Source organism: Virgibacillus sp. LDC1, assembly GCF_025792345.1.
Taxonomy (GTDB): Bacteria; Bacillota; Bacilli; order Paenibacillales; family Paenibacillaceae; genus Paenibacillus_AQ; species Paenibacillus_AQ lautus.
Genome location: NZ_JAOXLZ010000001.1, coordinates 128,806 through 146,557, shown reverse-complemented (window position 1 = coordinate 146,557; position 17,752 = coordinate 128,806). Strand labels below are relative to the sequence as shown.

General features: G+C 52.3%; 15 protein-coding genes. 5 read left to right on the top strand and 10 right to left on the bottom strand.

All coding sequences use genetic code 11. The features are described from left to right. Positions 1-2: 2 nt before the first annotated feature. Both OHJ21_RS00675 and OHJ21_RS00670 read left to right on the top strand, forming a co-directional pair. Positions 3-1,019: an ABC transporter ATP-binding protein gene (locus tag OHJ21_RS00675; RefSeq protein WP_486019164.1), complete on the top strand. Its 1,017-nt coding sequence runs from the start codon at positions 3-5 to the stop codon at positions 1,017-1,019. Continuing rightward, the gene (locus OHJ21_RS00670) at positions 985-2,088 is read left to right on the top strand and encodes an ABC transporter permease (RefSeq protein WP_394057209.1); all 1,104 of its coding nucleotides are present in this window, start codon (positions 985-987) and stop codon (positions 2,086-2,088) included. The genes OHJ21_RS00675 and OHJ21_RS00670 overlap by 35 nt, the downstream gene beginning before the upstream one ends. Positions 2,089-2,172: 84 nt before the next feature. On the opposite strand, the gene OHJ21_RS00665 is transcribed toward OHJ21_RS00670, so the two are convergent. The 8 genes from OHJ21_RS00665 to OHJ21_RS00630 form a co-directional block, all read right to left on the bottom strand. Beyond that, on the bottom strand, positions 2,173-2,982 hold the full coding sequence (locus OHJ21_RS00665; protein WP_394057472.1) for an alpha/beta hydrolase: 810 nt from the start codon (positions 2,980-2,982) through the stop codon (positions 2,173-2,175). An 83-nt stretch (positions 2,983-3,065) separates the two neighbouring features. After that, a complete protein-coding gene (locus OHJ21_RS00660) occupies positions 3,066-3,383 on the bottom strand; it encodes a cupin domain-containing protein (protein ID WP_486019163.1) in 318 nt (105 codons plus the stop codon). A gap of 184 nt (positions 3,384-3,567) precedes the next feature. Beyond that, complete coding sequence (locus OHJ21_RS00655; protein ID WP_486019162.1) at positions 3,568-4,683, bottom strand: hypothetical protein; 1,116 nt, start codon at positions 4,681-4,683, stop codon at positions 3,568-3,570. A 15-nt stretch (positions 4,684-4,698) separates the two neighbouring features. Further along, positions 4,699-6,135: a family 43 glycosylhydrolase gene (locus OHJ21_RS00650; RefSeq protein ID WP_394057474.1), complete on the bottom strand. Its 1,437-nt coding sequence runs from the start codon at positions 6,133-6,135 to the stop codon at positions 4,699-4,701. A 19-nt stretch (positions 6,136-6,154) separates the two neighbouring features. Continuing rightward, positions 6,155-7,033, bottom strand: a complete 879-nt coding sequence (locus tag OHJ21_RS00645) for a carbohydrate ABC transporter permease (protein ID WP_071222846.1) — start codon at positions 7,031-7,033, stop codon at positions 6,155-6,157. 20 nt (positions 7,034-7,053) lie between these two features. Further along, positions 7,054-7,947, bottom strand: a complete 894-nt coding sequence (locus OHJ21_RS00640) for an ABC transporter permease (protein ID WP_394057475.1) — start codon at positions 7,945-7,947, stop codon at positions 7,054-7,056. Between the two features lie 150 nt (positions 7,948-8,097). After that, a complete protein-coding gene (locus OHJ21_RS00635; RefSeq protein ID WP_394057214.1) occupies positions 8,098-9,633 on the bottom strand; it encodes an extracellular solute-binding protein in 1,536 nt (511 codons plus the stop codon). A gap of 209 nt (positions 9,634-9,842) precedes the next feature. Further along, positions 9,843-11,381, bottom strand: coding sequence for an extracellular solute-binding protein (locus tag OHJ21_RS00630; RefSeq protein ID WP_394057216.1), 1,539 nt, complete (start codon positions 11,379-11,381; stop codon positions 9,843-9,845). A 198-nt stretch (positions 11,382-11,579) separates the two neighbouring features. On the opposite strand from OHJ21_RS00630, the gene OHJ21_RS00625 reads away from it, so the two are divergent. Continuing rightward, positions 11,580-13,892, top strand: coding sequence for a helix-turn-helix domain-containing protein (locus tag OHJ21_RS00625; RefSeq protein ID WP_486019161.1), 2,313 nt, complete (start codon positions 11,580-11,582; stop codon positions 13,890-13,892). 147 nt (positions 13,893-14,039) lie between these two features. Continuing rightward, positions 14,040-15,614 carry an FAD-dependent oxidoreductase gene (locus OHJ21_RS00620; RefSeq protein WP_127596279.1) on the top strand — a complete coding sequence of 525 codons (1,575 nt, stop codon included), beginning with the start codon at positions 14,040-14,042 and terminating at the stop codon, positions 15,612-15,614. A 74-nt stretch (positions 15,615-15,688) separates the two neighbouring features. Here OHJ21_RS00620 and OHJ21_RS00615 read toward each other — a convergent pair whose 3' ends face one another. Next, a complete protein-coding gene (locus tag OHJ21_RS00615; protein WP_100535839.1) occupies positions 15,689-16,390 on the bottom strand; it encodes a 4'-phosphopantetheinyl transferase family protein in 702 nt (233 codons plus the stop codon). Positions 16,391-16,578: 188 nt separating this feature from the next. Here OHJ21_RS00615 and OHJ21_RS00610 point away from each other — a divergent pair, with 188 nt between their 5' ends. Next, positions 16,579-17,340 carry an aminoglycoside adenylyltransferase domain-containing protein gene (locus tag OHJ21_RS00610; RefSeq protein WP_100535838.1) on the top strand — a complete coding sequence of 254 codons (762 nt, stop codon included), beginning with the start codon at positions 16,579-16,581 and terminating at the stop codon, positions 17,338-17,340. 23 nt (positions 17,341-17,363) lie between these two features. Here the strand turns inward: OHJ21_RS00610 and OHJ21_RS00605 are convergent, their stop codons facing one another. Next, entirely contained in the window at positions 17,364-17,471 is a 108-nt protein-coding gene (locus OHJ21_RS00605; RefSeq protein WP_015734120.1) for a hypothetical protein, read from the bottom strand. Positions 17,472-17,752 lie beyond the last annotated feature (281 nt).

Here is a 17,752-nt window from a genome sequence, read left to right as displayed (position 1 = left end):
TGATGGATACGGTCATTGACATTCACGAATTGACGAAGAGCTACAATGAAACGAAGGCGGTGGACCGTTTATCCCTCCAAATTAAACGCGGCGAGATCTTCGGTCTGCTCGGCCCGAACGGTGCGGGCAAATCCACCACGATCCTGATGCTGCTCGGACTCAGCGAGCCGGATTCAGGAACCATTAACGTGCTTGGCCTCAATCCGACCAGAGAACCGATCCCGGTCAAGCGGCGGGTCGGATATCTGCCCGATGACGTCGGCTTTTACGAGGACCGAACCGGGCTGGAAAATTTGATGCTTACGGCCCGGCTGAATCGAATCCCCGATTTCCAAGCCCGGGAAAGGGCGCTGGAGCTGTTGGAGCAAGTAGGGCTCACGCAGGCAGCCCACAAGAAGACGGGGGCCTATTCCCGCGGGATGCGACAGCGTCTCGGACTTGCGGACGTCTTGATGAAATCCCCGGAGATTATCATTCTGGACGAACCGACCTTGGGCATCGATCCAACAGGAATGGAGGAGCTGCTGCGTTTGATACGGAAGCTAAGCCGTGAGCAAGGTCTTACCGTACTGCTGTCCTCCCACCAGCTGCACCAGGTTCAGCAGATTTGCGACCGCGTCGGCCTGTTCGTGCGGGGACGGCTGCTTGCCGAAGGGGATGTCGAGGGGCTGTCCCGGACCCTGTTCGCGGATGATCCGATTATGATCACCGTGGAGCTGGATGAGCTTCGACTCGAATTGCGGGATGAGATCAGCAACATCGAAGGAGTTCACCAGATCGAGGTTCCGTCTATCGAAAGCGATCCGGCTGAGCATGCGGACATACCGATCAGATCGGCTAAGGTTCTGATCCGGGCCGATAGGGATTGCAGCCCTGAGATTGCCCGCGCGGTCGTGAATGCAGGTGCCCAGCTGTTCTCGCTGAACCGCCAGCAGTATGGTTTGGACGAAATCTACCACCGTTATTTTGCAGGAGGTGATGAGCATGGCAGAGCGAAGAGTGCTGAGCGTACAGGATAAGCTGGCCGGCATTGGGCGCCGGCTGCAGTCCTTCTCCGAAAACATCAAAAAAATTGTTTCCAAGCGGACCAGCACCCCCGGCCAATCGGTGACAGTAGAATCTGCCAAATCGTCCACGCCTTCAGCCTTCGGCGTGCTGGTCCGTAAAGAGATCGCGGACCATATCCGGAGCTGGCGCTTCATTTTACTGCTGGGCATCATTGCCTTAACCTGCGTGGCTTCCCTATATACGGCTATGAACAGCATCCGGGAAGCCCTCGGGTCGGAGAACGGGGGCGATGATTTTGTCATCCTGAAGCTGTTCACCCTCTCGGATGGCACCCTCCCGACCTTCATCGGATTTGTCGGTTTCTTAGGTCCATTGCTCGGAATCGGCATGGGCTTTGATGCCGTCAACAGTGAACGGAACAAAGGGACGCTCAGCCGCATCATGGCCCAGCCGATCCACCGCGACGACCTGCTCAATGCCAAATTCGCCGCTTCCCTGATCGTCATCAGCATCATGTTTATCACGCTCGGGCTGCTGACCATGGCGCTGGGCACCCTGATTATCGGCATACCGCCAACCTTTGAGGAATTTTTGAGAATCCTCAGCTTTCTGGTCGTGACCATTTTTTACGTTGGCTTCTGGCTGAATCTGTCCATTATGTTCTCCGTAAGATTCCGCCAGCCGGCGACTTCCGCCCTGTCAAGCATTGCGGTCTGGCTGTTCTTCAGCTTCTTTTTTGATATGATCCTGCAATTGCTGGCACGAGGATTGGCTCCGGATTCTGCCTCGGCCACGGTCCATGATGTCATGAGCTATCAGAATCTGATGCTCTGGCTTGGCCGGCTGTCGCCGTATACCCTGTTCAATGAAGCGACGACCACCCTGTTGATGCCGTCCATCCGCAATCTCGGACCGCTCACGCAGGAGCAGGTGTACGGTGCCATCGCAAGTCCGCTGCCGTTTGGCCAAAGCCTGCTGCTCGTCTGGCCGCAAATTACCGGACTGACCGCAGCCACGTTGATCTGCTTCGCCATCTCTTACGTCCTGTTCCTCCGACAGGAAATTAGAGGCCGGTCCTGATCTTTAGGTTATATGAACAAGCTCATCTGAATGATTTTTCAGATGAGCTTGTTTTTTTCATGGGTTCAATTTAGCTGCATCCGTCTACCTTCCCTGAACGACCGCTTGCGACAGGAATCCGATCTTCTGCAGCCAACTCGCGCACAGGCCCGTCCATTGCGAAACACTGGCGTCTTCTTCCGCAAGGCCAAGGCCATGCCGGCCTTCCGGGAAAACATGAAGCTCAAACGGAATACGCTGCTGGCTTAGTGATCCGGCATACATCAGGCTGTTCTCGACCGGAACCGCACCGTCGTCGGCGGTATGCCACATAAAGGAAGGAGGGGTGTCCGGTTTTACCACAAGTTCGAGGGACATTTCATTTCTCAAGTCTTCCGGCGGGTCCTCCCCCAACAAATTGGTCATGGAGCCCTCATGGTAATAATCCTTAAATGAAATGACCGGGTAACAGAGAATGGAAGCGTTCGGACGGGAACTCTGCCGGTCCACAGCATCCACGGCCTCCGGGTTTCCTTCATCGAAATGAGTGCTGGCACTCGCTGCGAGATGTCCGCCTGCCGAGAATCCGAGGATTCCGATGCGGTCCGGATCGATGTTCCATTCCTTGGCGTGATGCCTTACAAGCCGGACCGCACGCTGGGCATCGCCCAGCGGATACGGATGGCGATAAGGGGCAACACGGTAATGAACAACAAAGGCCGATAGACCAATCGAATTCAGCCACAAGGCAATCGGACCGCCCTCATGATCCGCGCGCCCCCCGTATCCGCCGCCCGGAAGTACAAGCACGGCCCCGTGAGGCGTTTCATTTTGCAATAGATAAGGTGTCATGTAGGGTGTGAATGTCTCTTCCACCGACTCATGTCCGGGAATATCCCGTTCCCAAAGCTTCATCATATCCATTCCTTTCTGTCTCTCATATCAAGTCGTTTATTCATTTATTCATTCATTTCTTCATTTCCTTCAGCTTTAGCCACTCAGGAACCAAGCAAATCCAGTCTCAGCGGTGTAAACGCATCCAAAAGAGCGGAGGGTTCCAGTGCTTTTACCCCATGCTTCGCTCCGCCGGGAATGACGATGGTGTCTCCCTGACGCACCAGGGTCGTCTCACCGTTGATATAGAATTCGATGGCGCCCTTCAGACAGTAACTCATCTGCTCATGGGGATGGCTGTGCAGTGCACCTTCCGCCCCTTCTTCAAAATGCACCTCCATCATCATCAGCCCGGTCCCGGGTTTAAACACCTTCCTTGTCACCCCGGGCTCCGCTTGTTCCCAAACTCCGATTTCCGCCATGATCCTCCTCCTCTGCTAATCAAGCTCCGAATTTTCGCGTTCATCGGTTCATTAAATTAAAGACCCTTCATAACTTCTTCGCCGAAGAGTCTGCGTATTCCTATTATCCATGTCATAAAATTCAGAAAAGTCATCTCGACTGAGTCGATAACATTTATTTAGAGGGTCCAGACGCATACATGTTCTACACGTATCTGCTATGTAGGGATGAGAACACAGAATCGGGAATATCCAGCTTTCGTTCCTGCATCCCCCCGAGTTCACGCAGCGAATAGCGGATAAGAATCGCCTGCGTTCCCGCATTCATGTCCCCTTCAACCTCACCTCTGCCCAGCGGAACCGCCTCCGGCATGTCAGGATAATACTCACCTTGCTTCACTTGGGCCACATTGGGTGCCGGCGGGGAATGATCGATCTCCCTGGAAAATCCCCCGTCCGCCTGCTTGAGCCGCGCCATATTCCATAAGGTGATTTCCGCGATCTCCAGAACGTCCTCCTCCGGAATGCGCAGCTTCATCGATGTCAGGAGGCTGATCGGGTTCCGGATATAACACATATCAACGGCCTCCTCGTTCCGTAGGGCGTGGAGCAGGGATCGGTATATTTCCGCAGTCCGGGGCAAGGGTGCTTGAAATCGGTTATAGAACGTTAACAGCTTGAAGGTTCCCGATATTCGCACATAAAGGGTGCCTTCGCCCCATAGCCCCGTCGCCGGATCTTGAATACTCGCAAAATACGACAGCGCCTCATGCAAAAACGGCTCCCTCTCACCTTGCGGCATTTGGGATAAATAAGGGGCCGAATTACACAGCCGGTCGCAGCCGCGCCAGCTGTTCGCAAGACTGATCGAACGCAGCCACTCCGCATAAGCCTCGGGAGAACGGCAGTATGCCGGAGCCATATTTCGATTGCCCGGCAGCGGATGCAAAGGGGCTGCACCCAACTTGCGAAGTGCTCCTACGCTGTAGCCAAGTGCACGTCCCACCATCACATCGTCTTTTCTCATCCTGGGATCGGCATCATAGAAATACCCCGTCGCAGGGTCTTGCTTAGACTGAAAAAAACGCACGATACCCGTCTTAATATCATCGGCCAGCCTTTGCTGAAGCCCGCAGCGCTCGATAATACCCAAAGCTTGCGCTGTCGATTCGATGTCCGGCGTGAACGTCCCGGAATCCCTGGAACTGCGGGCATAATAAAAACCGCCGGAAGCAGCGTCATATTGTCCCTCAAGCCATTCGAAGAATCCTTCGAACAGTCCGTCGCCACCCTCCAGAACGTCCTCTAATCGCTGTGTCATGCCCTATCCCTTCTTTCAGCTCTTTATGACGTTATATGAAAAATCCCGAAAAATTACCCTGCCTTTACCGATAGCATCCAGTCCGATGCGGAGGCTCTGAAACCCGCCAAACGTGTTGTGATGAAACCCTGAAACATCCACCACTTTGTCGTATCGGTGCCATTCGAACCCATCGAAGCTGTAAAAGAATGAAACGATATGCTTATCGTTTACCAATCGCAAAAATGCCCTGCGCTGATCATTCGGCATCGTGCCATAGCCCTTGAATGACCGGAAATGCCTGACTCCGCGCTCGTTGACTCCCATACCAAGATATGCCGCATCGTTATAGTAGAGCAGCAGGCGGCCTTCTGCCGGGCCCTCCACGATCATCTCGACCTCTGCCGAATAACGTTCATGACCCGCCATATAAAGCAGTGGGGAAGCCTTTGCTTCCTCGGATGCTGCCTCGGCAACCAGTTCCTGATTCCCCGAACGGAACCGGGCGGAAGGCTCCACGCCTTCGCACTGCCAATGCAGACCCAGCTCAGGTCCGGCAAAGGTATCCCTGAATGAAACTCCTTGCTGCACAACATTGGTTTCTCCTTCGTAACGCTGCCGATCGTGCTGGTCAAGTCCCTCACGGCCTCCCGCAGCTCGAAACCATCCGTCAGAAGTCCATTCGATCGGTTCGAGCAAGGTCTGCCTGCCCAGCGAATGGAACCCGCCCGCATAAGCATGGTAGACCATCCACCACTGGCCGTCAGGGGTGTCGATTAACGAGGCGTGTCCTTTGGACCACCAGGGCTCATCCCTGGACTCCGTATGGATGATCGGGTTGTACGGAGAGTGCTCCCAGGGGCCCCATGGCGTTCTGGATCTTGATGACACGGCCATATGGCTTGTAGGCGGGCCGGCCGTCCCCCCGACGGCCACCGTCAGGTAGTAATATCCATCGTGAACGGTAATCTTCGGCCCCTCCAGGCTGTAAGCCTCCACGACCCAATCGTCCGGATACCGCCAGCCGTTATACACATGTCTGACTTCGCCTGCGACCGCGAGTCCGTCCGCCGTAAGCTCTACAAAATCACCGCCCGACATATGCAAATAACGCTTTCCGTCCGGTCCTGCCGTATGCCCCGGATCGATTCCCTTGATCCCCAGATTGATCGGTTTGCTCCAAGGTCCCGCCGGACTGGACGCCGTTACGACCCAGTTCGTGCGCCCCGCCGGATAATAAATATAATACATGCCGTTATGCGCAACGAAGTCCGGTGCCCATACATCCCCCTCGTAATGAGGCAGGGCAGCCCCAACTCGGCTCCAATTCAGCAGATCGCGCGAATGCCAAATGACGAGTCCGGGCGTCAGCTTGTAGGAGGAATGCGTCATGTAATAATCCTCGCCGACCCGGATGACCGACGGGTCGGCATAATTGCCGGCAATGATTGGCGCATACCGTTTCTTTTCCAACACCTTACCTCACTCCTCTCTATCCTTTGATGGATCCCAGCAGCGCACCCTTCGCAAAATGCTTCTGCAGGAACGGATACACGCACAGAATCGGCAGCGTGGCAATGACGATAACTGCCATCTTCACCGTCTGCTCCGGCGGCCGGACGAATTCGTCCATGCCGGAGGTGTCTGCCGCCAAACCGCTGGCAAGGATGACGATCTGCCGCAGAATGACCTGCACGGGCCATTTGGCCGCATCATTCAGGTACAAAATCGCCGACATATACGTGTTCCAGTAGGTCACCGCATAAAAGAGCGATATGGTTGCAATGGCAGGCATCGACAGCGGAATCACGATTCGGAACAGGATGCCCCAATCGCCGGCCCCGTCGATCTTCGCGGATTCCTCCAGTCCCTCAGGCAGGTTCTGAAAGAAGTTTCGCATGATGATGAGATTGAAGGCATTGATCGCCGTCGGGACAATCAGCGCCGCATACGTATCGATCAGCCCCATCTCCTTCACCACGAGAAACGTGGGGATCATTCCGCCGCTGAACAGCATCGTGAACAATACCATGAACATGATGAAATTACGGCCATCCAGATCCCTGCGCGACAGTCCGTAAGCCATCAGGCAGGTTAGCAGCATGCTGAACAAGGTGCCCAGGAAGGTGACGCCCACGGAAACGCCAAGCGAGCGAAACACCGTATTGGTTGAAAATACATATTTGTAGGCATCAAGCGACCAAACGGTCGGAAACAGGACAAACTGCTTCTGCGCCAGCTCCGTCACGGTTGTGAAGGATCCCGCGATGACGTGCAGGAAAGGCAGGATGGTAACCAGGCCGATGATCAACAGCAGCGTATAGTTCACAATATCGAAAATTCGGCTCGATATCGTTTTATCTTGTACCATAGCGATCCACCTTTCTGTAGTTAATAGATGCCTTCTTCTCCGGCTTTTTTGGCCAGCCAATTGGCCAGCATCACCAGAATGAGACCGATCAGCGATTTAAAGAACCCGACCGCCGTACTGAAGCTGAACTGTCCTTGCTTAAGACCTGCGGTATAAACATACGTATCGAAAATCTCCGCCACATCCCGGTTCATTGAGTTTAAGAGGAGATAGATATGTTCGAACCCAAGTTCCAGCACATCGCCGATTTTCAAAATCAACAAAACGACGATCACGCTTCGAATCGAAGGAAGCGTAATATGCCACATTTGCCGAAAGCGGCTGGCTCCATCAATCCGGGACGCTTCGTATAAACCGGGATCAATCGCCGCCATGGCGGCCAAATAGATGATCGTGCCCCAGCCTGCCTCCCGCCAGATGATCTGCATGACATACATCGGCCTGAACCATTCGCTGCTCATCAGGAAATTGATTTTTTCGAATCCGGCCATAACCAGCAATTCATTAATGATTCCGCGATCCATCGAGAGCATGACAAACGAAATGGATACGATAATGACCCAAGACATAAAGTGGGGAATGTACACCAGCGTCTGGATAAAACGTTTAAATACTTCGCGCCGGACCTCGTTGAGCATCAAGGCGAGGATAATCGGCACGGGAAAATAGAATGCCAGGTTCAAGAAAAACAGCAGCAGCGTGTTGCCCAAAATCGTGAAGAACATCGGCTCGGTAAACAGCCGCTCAAAATGCTTGAGCCCCACCCAGGGACTGCCCGTGACGCCAAGATAAGCCTGATAATCCTGGAAGGCTATAATCAATCCCGACATCGGGATGTATTTAAAGATCAGGAAGTATAAAAATCCCGGAAGAATCATGAGGTAGATCGCCCGGTTTTTTATTATTCTTCTCATTCGACCGGACTCCGGTATTTTGGGGGCGCTCTTGCTCATCCCGGTCTTCACTGCGGTTTCGCTCATGATCTCAGACTTCCTTTCTGTCCCGAAGCCTGCCGGAAACTGCAGCATCGCAGTCCCCGGCCATTCGGGATGCTGGCATGTTCGTTATTTGGATGATTCGTAGGATACGTTGAACTCATCGATGATTTGCTGACCGCCGCTCTTAAGCCAGTTATCCACGACCGCCTGGAATCCGGCCTCATCGATATCGCCAAGCATAAATCGATACGTGCCGTCTTTAATCATCTCCTGCAGTTGTACGCCCTTTTCGTTAAACGTCTTGGAATCCAGCGAAGCCGAAGGATCCTCAATGAGATAATCATTGTTTTCCGTGATCATTTCCTCGGATTTCGCTTTAACAGGGAGCAAGTGCTTCGGTTCATAAAAACCTTCAATCGTTAACGGCCCGCCGACCTGCATGGCTTGGTACGGCTTCACTTCACGATCGGTCAGCTTGACGTCCTCCGAAGGAACGACCTTACCTTCCTCCAGCTTGTGATGCTGTCCTTCCACGCCCCAATAAATCAGGTTGCCGAGCTCCGGGCTCATCAACTGATCCATGAAGGCAAGCACTCCTTTCAGCTCCTCCTCCGATTTGATGGCCGTTTTCGGAAAGAGAATCACCGAACCATAGCCGGGCACAGACCAGATCCCGAAGCCGTTCGGTCCTCCCTCGATTTTATTCTGAACATCGAGCTCCGCATCCGGATTCACTTCGACGACCTTGGGATGCAGGCTGGATACGTCCCCCATCGCTCCGATATAAACGCCCGACTTGCCGGTAATGAACAGATTTTGTTGGTCGGTTTTGCTGGTAACCGGGAAATCCTGATTGATCAGGCCTTCCTGGTGAAGCTTCTTGAAGAATTTCATCGTCTCCATATATTCGGGGAACATAAACTCGGGAGCCAGCTTGCCGTCCTTCTCGCCCCAGTTATTCGGCGTGCCGAGCCACGAGCTAATCGTTTTGAACGCGCCATAGATCAGGTCATTCCGGTCCGTGAGCGGAATGGTGTCGTCTTTGCCATTGCCGTCAGGGTCCTTCTCCTTAAACTGCTTCAACATATTATAGAATTCGTCCACATTGGTCGGAGCGCTGAGCCCAAGCTTGTCGGCCCAATCCTTGCGGTAAATGATGCCCTGGCGCGACAAAGGCACTTCACGGTACAGCGCATAGATTTTGCCGTCCACCGCCGTGTTCTTTAATACCTCGGGTTTCAGCTTGCTGAGGTTCGGGTACTGATCCAGCAATGGCCCAATTTCCCAAAATTGCCCGTTGCGGATCGCATCACGCATATTCACAAGCGAGGCAGCATTCTTCAGGTACGTCACCTGCGGCAGCGTTCCGGTTGCAAAGGATGCATTCACCTTTTCATCATAAGTGCCGTCCGGCACCCACTGAATGTCAAGCTTGGTGCCTGTTTTCTCTTCCAGCAGCTTCTCAATCATGTCGGAGGGAACTTCAGGAGTATGGAGGTTGGCCATAATCGAGATGGTTACCGGATCGCTCGCTTTCTCGCCTTGCGCTGGACTGCCATTTGAGCTGCCGGTTGCTGCAGGAGCGGAGTTGCCGCCACAGCCCGCCAACACGGATAAAGCGGTTACAATTGCCAGGATGGTACTGGCTTTCTTCTTCTTCATCTTCTGACCTCCGTTTTTAAATTTGAATATGGACTGACAAGAAACAGCTTAGATGACGGAAGCCCGGTACGTATATAATCCTGAGATTGGATATGGGGAGTTCGGTCGCGTCCAGCATGGAATGCCGTGGAATCAAATCTAATGATTATGTTGTCAATGAGATTGATCACGCATGGCACAACAAAAATACCGCTGGGGATATCCATCCCCTAGCGGTATTGCTCATGCAAATATGGTCCGGCCGTGCTTTGGTATGAAGTATTATATTCCTCGATAATTTGGCGGCCCCCCTCTTCCAGCCAACGGTCGGTCTCGGCCTCAAAGCCCTGCTCATCAATCATCCCGAGCATGAATTGATAGGTTGCATCCCGCATGCGTTCATTCAATCTGACGCCGATCTCGTTATACAGCGGAGATTCCAGCGGTGCGGTGGGATCATAGACGAGGAAGCTTTCGTTATCATAAATCAGCCGCTCGGCCTTATCCTTCACCTGATTCGTGTTAACCGGCTGCAGCATGCCCGGTATGGTGCTGAAGCCTCCGGCCATCAAAGCCTGGTAAGGCTTTACGTCCTTTTCCCTCAGCTCAAAAGCATCCACCGCCATCGCTTTGTTATCTTGAACGGTATAGTGAGTCCCTTCGATTCCCCAATACATCAGATTCGCAAGCTCGGGACGCATCAGCGCATCATAGAGGGAGAGCACACTCTTCAATTCCTCTTCCGTGGCAATGGCGGTCTTCGGAAACAAGATGACCGTTCCGTACCCCTGCGAAGCCCAAATCCTGTACCCATCGGGTCCGAGAATCCGGTTCTGAACATCCAGCACTGCCTTGGGATCATTCGCAAGCAGCCTTGACTCCAGGGACAGGACGTCCCCCATCGCGCCGATATAGACGCCGGCTTTTCCCGTTACGAACAGCTCCTGCTGGTCGGTTTTGCTGGTAATCGGGAAGTCTTCATTTATCAGTCCCTCGCTATGAAGCTTCTTGAAGAACTTCATCGTTTCCATATACTGTGGAAAGACGAACTCCGGCTGCAATGAATCGTTATACCATCCCCAATGGTTCGGTGTTCCATAATAGGAGCTGATGGTCTTGAAAGCCCCGTAGATCAAATCGTTGCGATCCGTCAAACCTATGGTGTCATCGATACCGTTGTTGTCAGGGTCCTCATATGTAAACCCTTTCAACATTTCATATAATTGATCAAGCGTTTCCGGTGCCGGCAGCCCCAGCCGATCTGCCCAGTCCTTACGGTAAATGATGCCTGAACGGGCTAAGGCTCGTTCCTGATACAGGCTGTACAGTTTACCGTCTATAGCCGTATTCTTCAAAACCTCGGGCTTCAATCTCTGCAAATTCGGATAGTCCTTAAGATAAGGGCCGATTTCCCAGAATTGCCCGCTCCGAATCTCGTCCCTGAAATAGGACAAGGATGCGGCATTCTTAAGATACAGTGCTTGCGGCAAAGTCCCCGTTGCAAGCGAAGCAAACACCTTCTCATCATAACTCCCGTCGGGCACCCACTGAATGTTGAGCTGAACACCCGTTTTTTCCTCTATCCATTTCTCGATCCGATCGGAGGGAACCTCAGCGGTGTGCAGGTTGGCCATAATCGAAATGCTGGTTTTGCGATGAGAAGACGTACTTCCGCCATCCGCTCCCGATGATCGGGCCATGCTGATACACGCAGCCGACACCATCAGGATAGCGAGCGAAAGAATGACATAGTTAGACAGACGGGTCATGAATCCGTTCTACCTCCGTTCCCCCATGTTTCTTGCGGTTCCTATGTGATTGGGATGATTTTAACATATGTACATCTTTTTTCATGACAAGCCATGATGATCAAATACAGTGATTATTCTTTTTGAAATGATTATTGAATGTAACCCGGGTTGCCCATACAATGATTATACACTTTGTTAAACAGGAAGGTGTACCTATTGCATCCAAAAAGTAGCTTTTATTCTAAAATGGTCCTGTTCGGCTGTTTCATCAGCATCATTCCTCTTGTGGCCCTCGGCTTCTTCTCGTTCATGAAATCATCCACCTCCGTACAAAACCACGTAAACAGCAGCAATATCCAGATTATGAATCAAACAAACAGCAATCTCGAACAGGTGCTGCGGACCGTGGACTATACACTGAATTACGTCATTAATTCGAATATTCTGCAAAGCGCATTGTATCGGCCCCTGTCTTACTATGACTTCCAATTGTATAACAAACTGAGAGAAGAGATGAGTCTGCTGCAATCTCCCGAAACCAAGGTTACGGATGTCATCCTTGCGAATACAACAACCAACTGGCTGATCAATAACCGGGGCATGTACGAATTTAATGAATACGCTTCCAAGGATACGCTGCTGACACTCATGGAGCTTCAAGGGAACTCCAATTGGGTGATGCTCGAGACGGAATCCCTCGGGTCCAGCGATACGCTCAGTTATGCCTGCCCCTACACGATTGCGCTTGTGAAGAAAATGCCGCTCTCCTCCTCCAGCGCCCGGGGTGTCGCACTCGCCACCATCCCCAGCTGCAGTCTCGCGGCTATGATGGATACCCCTTCCGAACCCCGGGAGGTGATGGTTCTGGACCACAATTACCGGATCGTCGTACATCCCGAGCAAGGAAAGCTTGGGCAATATCTGACCGAGACGGGGTATGCGGAGGCGGAGCTGGACCATTTTGACAATAAATCGGGGCAGTTCGAGACGAAGATCGACAACAAGCCGGTGTCCGTTACGTACGTCCGGTCCGATTTTAACGGCTGGCTGTATGCCTCCTTTACCGAAATGTCCGCCATTACCAAGGAGTCCCGCTCCATCGGCTGGTTTACACTGTATATCTGCCTGCTGATGATCGGTTTCAGCATTCTGCTGGTATGGCTTGGAACGCGGAAGATGTACACGCCTATCCGGCACATTTTTGAAAATATCGTGGAGCGCCTGCCGGAAATTCAAGCGAATAAAAAGAGCGAGCTGCAAATCATCGACGAACATATCCGGGATATGTTCCATTCGAATACCAAGCTCCGCAGCGAGCTTCGGCAGACCAGCCAGCAGGTGCGCACCTTTTTCCTCCATAAACTGTTCCTGGGCAAGATCAGTCCGCCCGAAGTAATGGAACAGATCGAGCTGTTCGGCTTCAAGGAGCAAGTGTCCGCATGGGAACGGCTGGCGGTATTCACCCTCCAGATCGACATGCTGGACGAAACCCGCTATGAACGCAAGGATAGGGATCTGCTGCTCTTTGCCGTCAACAATATCATCGAGGAGATGATCCCCTCCTCCCATCGTCTCCCCTCCGTCATTATCGATCTCACACAGGTTACGCTCATCGGACGAGGCGGTATCACGCTGGAAGAATTCAATGACTATATCTATACGTTATCGGAGGAGATCCAGAAGACGACGCGCAGCTTTCTCGATCTGGAGGTCAGCATTGGCATCAGTTTGCCATACGAGAACCTATCCAAAACGTCACGCGCCTACCAAGAAGGGCTTGAAGCCCTTAAACACCGCATCAAGCTGGGTACCGGCGTCATTATCCCTTATTTCAGCCTGAACTCCGGCAAGCATACCCGGGTCTATTTCTACCCGATGCAGGTGGAGAACGAGCTGATTGATGCCATCAAGCTGGCTGATGAAGATCGGGCCGTAGAGCTTCTGAAGCAGTGGCTGCACGAAGTGTTTCGCAAGGATCGGACCCCGCATGATTATCAAATCTCACTCATCCGGCTGTTGAATGATCTGATGATCGTGATGCAGGAGAATGGCATTCTGCTGGAGCAACTCGACATCCGGGACAGCTCTCTCGTGGAGGAGCTTCTTCGACTCTACACCAATCCCGATATCGAAAGCTGGTTTAAATCCCGGATTATCCGGCCGATGGTGAGTGTATTCCGGGATCGCCAGGACTCTCAATACCAGAATCTCTCCGAGCAGATGATCGAGATCATCCGCAATGAGTTTGACCGCAATATTACGCTCGAGGAATGTGCTTCGCGCCTCCATTACAACAATTTTTATCTAAGCAGCGTGTTCAAGAAGGAAACCAATATGTCCTTCAGCGAATACCTGTCCCAATACCGCTTCAAAATGTCCAAAAAATGGCTTGTTGAAACCGATATGCCCATTAAGGATATTGCGGAGAAGCTGAGTTACAACAATTCGCAGAACTTTATCCGGTCCTTCCGTAAGCTGGAGGGGATGACACCCGGGCAATATCGCGGCAAATACAAAACCGGACAATAAACCTTGTAAAACGGCATCAGATTACCAAAAAAGGTCACCTGTTTCCCGTACTTTTCCTAAGGGTAAGCATCTACAATTAGAAATAGTCACTTGTTGTGCTGATCTTGTTGATCATTTATGAAACTATCCCAAAAGGAGAATCTGTCAATGATACGAGAAATGCAGGCCGATATCGTCATTCTCGGCGGCGGGACCGGAGGAACAGCCGCCGCACTTGCCGCCGCTAAATCAGGAAAGACGGTCATCATGACCGAAGAGACCACTTGGATCGGGGGACAGCTAACCAGCCAGGCGGTTCCGCCCGACGAGCATCCGTGGATTGAATCCTTTGGCTGCACGCGCAGCTACCGGCAGTTCCGCGAAGGTGTCCGCCAGTACTACCGCGATTTTTTCCCCATGACGCCCAAGGCCAGATCCAATGTGCAATTGAACCCCGGCAGCGGCATCGTCAGCCGGCTGTGCCATGAGCCGCGCACGGCTCTCGCCGTGCTGCATCAAATGCTGGCCCCGTACATTCATAGCGGACGGCTTACGATCCTGTATCAGTATGCGGCGGAATCTGCCGACGTTTCAGGGGATCGCGTGAACAGCGTAACCGTTCGTCATCTTGAAACGCAGGATCAAATCGCGCTCCGCGCCCCGTTCTTCGTGGATGCCACCGAGCTCGGCGATTTGCTTCCGCTGGCGGGTATCGAGTATGTTACCGGCGCCGAGTCCAAGTCCCAGACAGGGGAGCCGCATGCCGTTGACGGCGATCCACTGCCGCAGGACATGCAGGGCTTCACGTATTGTTTTGCCGTGGATTATCTGGAGGGTGAGGACCACACCATCGAGAAGCCTGCCCTTTACGATTTTTGGCGGGAATATAAACCCGAATTCTGGCCGGATAAACTGTTAAGCCTGACCGCCGTCAAGCCGTCCACGAATGAGCCGATCGAGTATGAGATATTCCCGGGGCACGGCAAGTTCCCGCTCTATCAATACAGGCAAATCCTGGATCCCAAGCATTTCGCCGAAGGTACGTTCGAAAGCTCGGTGTCTCTAGTGAACTGGCCGCAGAACGACTACTGGCTGGGCTCCATTATCGATGTTCCGAAGGAAGAGGCTGACCATCATATCTACCAAGCCAAGCAGCTTAGCTTGTCCCTGCTGTATTGGCTGCAGACCGAGGTGCCGCGGCCGGATGGCGGGCAGGGTTACCCGGGGCTGCGCCTGCGTCCCGATGTGGTCGGAACGGAAGACGGCATGGCGATGTATCCTTACATCCGTGAGTCGAGAAGAATTCAGGCCGAGTTCACGGTGCTGGAGCAGCATGTGGCAACCGAATCGCGGCCAGACGGAGCTTCGGAAACGTTCCCTGATTCCGTCGGCATTGGCTGTTACCGGATCGATCTGCATCCGAGCACGGGCGAGCGCCCTTACATTGATATCTCGTCCCTGCCGTTCCAAATCCCGCTGGGCAGCTTAATTCCGAAACGGATGAAGAATGTGCTGGCTGCCAGCAAAAACATCGGGGTCACCCACATTACGAACGGCTGCTACCGGCTGCATCCCGTAGAGTGGAACATCGGCGAGGCCGCAGGATACTGCGTCAGCTATTGCCTGGACCATGATATTCTGCCGACGGATGTGCGCAGCGATGAAGAAAGGCTGGCCAGCTTCCAGCAAAGGCTCGTTAGCGAAGGCATCGAGCTGGCATGGCCGGCACTGCGGCCTGTATGATCATCAGCTACAATAGAAATGCCAAAAAACCAGCTCATGGGCATCGTCCTCAGGCTGGTTTTTTCTAGTTCCGTTCATAACTCCTCAGCAGTTACGAAATGGACGTTCTTAGGGAAATGACGGCTAATGCCGCAGACCGACAGCTTGTAACCTTCTTCCACCGCATACTGTTTAAAATAGTAGGTCTCTCCGTCCTCCCCAACAATAGGATCCCACTCGCCTTCTTGCAGCGCCAAAGCAAAAGAATCCAAAGGCAAATGAAGGCCTTTGCCAACGGCCTTGATATAGCTTTCCTTTAACGTCCATAAATCAAAGAAGCGGGAAAGCCGGACGGAAGGATCACAGCTTAGCAGCGAGTTAAACTCGGTTTTATGGAAATAGCGTTTAGCGATATCCATATCGATGGCCTCTATTTTCTCCACATCAATCCCAACCGGCTCGTGGCTAACGGCGCACACGATCCAATGCCCGGAATGGGAGACGTTAAAATGCAGGTTGTCATGATCCTTTAAGAATGGCTTGCCATATGCGTTCCTTACGATTTCTATATTCTTCGGATCAAGACCCAGTTTATCCCGAAGGATTCGATAGACCATGGCATCACCAAGCACTGATCGTTGGTAATCACTCGCTCTTCTGAATTTGGACACATAGTCCTGTCGATCGGGCGATAACGTATGGAACAAGACACGGAACGTCTCATCGCGAATTTGGTCCGAATTCTGAATTGCATATACTTCAATATGGCTTGGTTGGTCAGCATGAAAAGTATCCATAACTCCGTCCTTTCACTAAAACTTAGTCCCCTGTTCACTTCGATATGCACATTCAATTCCCCTGCTTGCCTTAGGCTCCCTGCCGCCATTGCAAATATAAACGGACGAACGGATCGATGGATTGACAAGGGAAAGAATTCCCGAACATAATGGATGAATATCATACAGAGTGAAAGGTAGGTATTCGATTGGACACGCAATGGATTTTGGATCAAGCGGTCGACTTGTTTAAGGAGGAGCTCGGCGACAATCTGGTCGGCATTTACTTACATGGCTCGTTAGCTATGGGCTGCTTCAACCCGGACACAAGCGATATCGATCTGCTGCTCGTCGTAGCGGACAAGCTGACCCGGGATCATATGAGACGGCTGGCCAAGAAAATCATAGCGTTCCACGATGATATGCCCAATCAGCAGGGGTTGGAACTCAGCCTTGTCCTGGAGTCCAGTCTGCAGAGGCTCGTCTATCCGCCTCCATTCGAGTTCCACTATTCCGCCTTTCATCGGGAGAAGTACTTGGCCGATGACGATTACTTATGCGGCGGATCCCTAGACGCCGACCTCGCGGCCCATTACACCGTTATCTATCATCGAGGCATTACCCTGTACGGCAAACCGGTTCAAGAGGTCTTTACATCCGTTGACCGGGAGCATTACATACAAGCCATTCTCCATGACGTGGAGGGTGCGGTACAAGACATCACTGGCTCCCCTATGTACTACACGCTAAACCTGTGCCGGGTGCTGTACTATCTGAGGGAAGGCGTGGTGTCCTCCAAAAAAGAAGGAGGCGAATGGGGGCTTCGCGCACTTCCCTCACAGTATCACCCGATGATCGAGCATGCCCTGCATCAATATACCGGCGGAGCCGGGAAACCTGCGGAATCCGCACCGGATGGTCTCATCGCGTTTGCCGGCGATATGCTGGAGCGAATCCGGAAGGCTTTATGATTGACAAGGATGCTCACCATGACTTAAATCCAAAAGGTGCTTAATACAATCACCAACAGAATAAACAATACCAGAACAATGCCTACCGAAGTTCCGTATCCGCCGCCGTAGCAACATTTATCGTAGCTCATCGATATAAACCTCCTTGCGAAGTGGTATGGTACAGTTTATGTAAGCAGATGCCCTTAGACAGGGCATTTCGGCAATGATGATCAGAATGTGCATGAGTCCAAAAAAGGACGTGATTAAATTGAAGATTATACTCAAACTGTATTCGGAATATTTAATTATCCCGCGTCCTTTTCGATTATGGGTTCTGTGGGGTTGGATCATTTTATTTATAGCTGTTGGAATTAGATTTAGTTGGTTCTTCTAACTCACTTCTACTTGCTTACTGATACTGTTGATTGTT

Excerpts from the sequence above, each read along its gene's own strand:
- OHJ21_RS00675 (WP_486019164.1), top strand. The coding sequence starts at position 3 with ATGGATACGGTCATTGACATTCACGAATTGACGAAGAGCTACAATGAA.
- OHJ21_RS00670 (WP_394057209.1), top strand. The coding sequence starts at position 985 with ATGGCAGAGCGAAGAGTGCTGAGCGTACAGGATAAGCTGGCCGGCATT.
- OHJ21_RS00665 (WP_394057472.1), bottom strand. The coding sequence starts at position 2,982 with ATGAAGCTTTGGGAACGGGATATTCCCGGACATGAGTCGGTGGAAGAG.
- OHJ21_RS00660 (WP_486019163.1), bottom strand. The coding sequence starts at position 3,383 with ATGGCGGAAATCGGAGTTTGGGAACAAGCGGAGCCCGGGGTGACAAGG.
- OHJ21_RS00655 (WP_486019162.1), bottom strand. The coding sequence starts at position 4,683 with ATGACACAGCGATTAGAGGACGTTCTGGAGGGTGGCGACGGACTGTTC.
- OHJ21_RS00645 (WP_071222846.1), bottom strand. The coding sequence starts at position 7,033 with ATGGTACAAGATAAAACGATATCGAGCCGAATTTTCGATATTGTGAAC.
- OHJ21_RS00640 (WP_394057475.1), bottom strand. The coding sequence starts at position 7,947 with ATGAGAAGAATAATAAAAAACCGGGCGATCTACCTCATGATTCTTCCG.
- OHJ21_RS00635 (WP_394057214.1), bottom strand. The coding sequence starts at position 9,633 with ATGAAGAAGAAGAAAGCCAGTACCATCCTGGCAATTGTAACCGCTTTA.
- OHJ21_RS00630 (WP_394057216.1), bottom strand. The coding sequence starts at position 11,381 with ATGACCCGTCTGTCTAACTATGTCATTCTTTCGCTCGCTATCCTGATG.
- OHJ21_RS00620 (WP_127596279.1), top strand. The coding sequence starts at position 14,040 with ATGATACGAGAAATGCAGGCCGATATCGTCATTCTCGGCGGCGGGACC.
- OHJ21_RS00615 (WP_100535839.1), bottom strand. The coding sequence starts at position 16,390 with ATGGATACTTTTCATGCTGACCAACCAAGCCATATTGAAGTATATGCA.
- OHJ21_RS00605 (WP_015734120.1), bottom strand. The coding sequence starts at position 17,471 with ATGAGCTACGATAAATGTTGCTACGGCGGCGGATACGGAACTTCGGTA.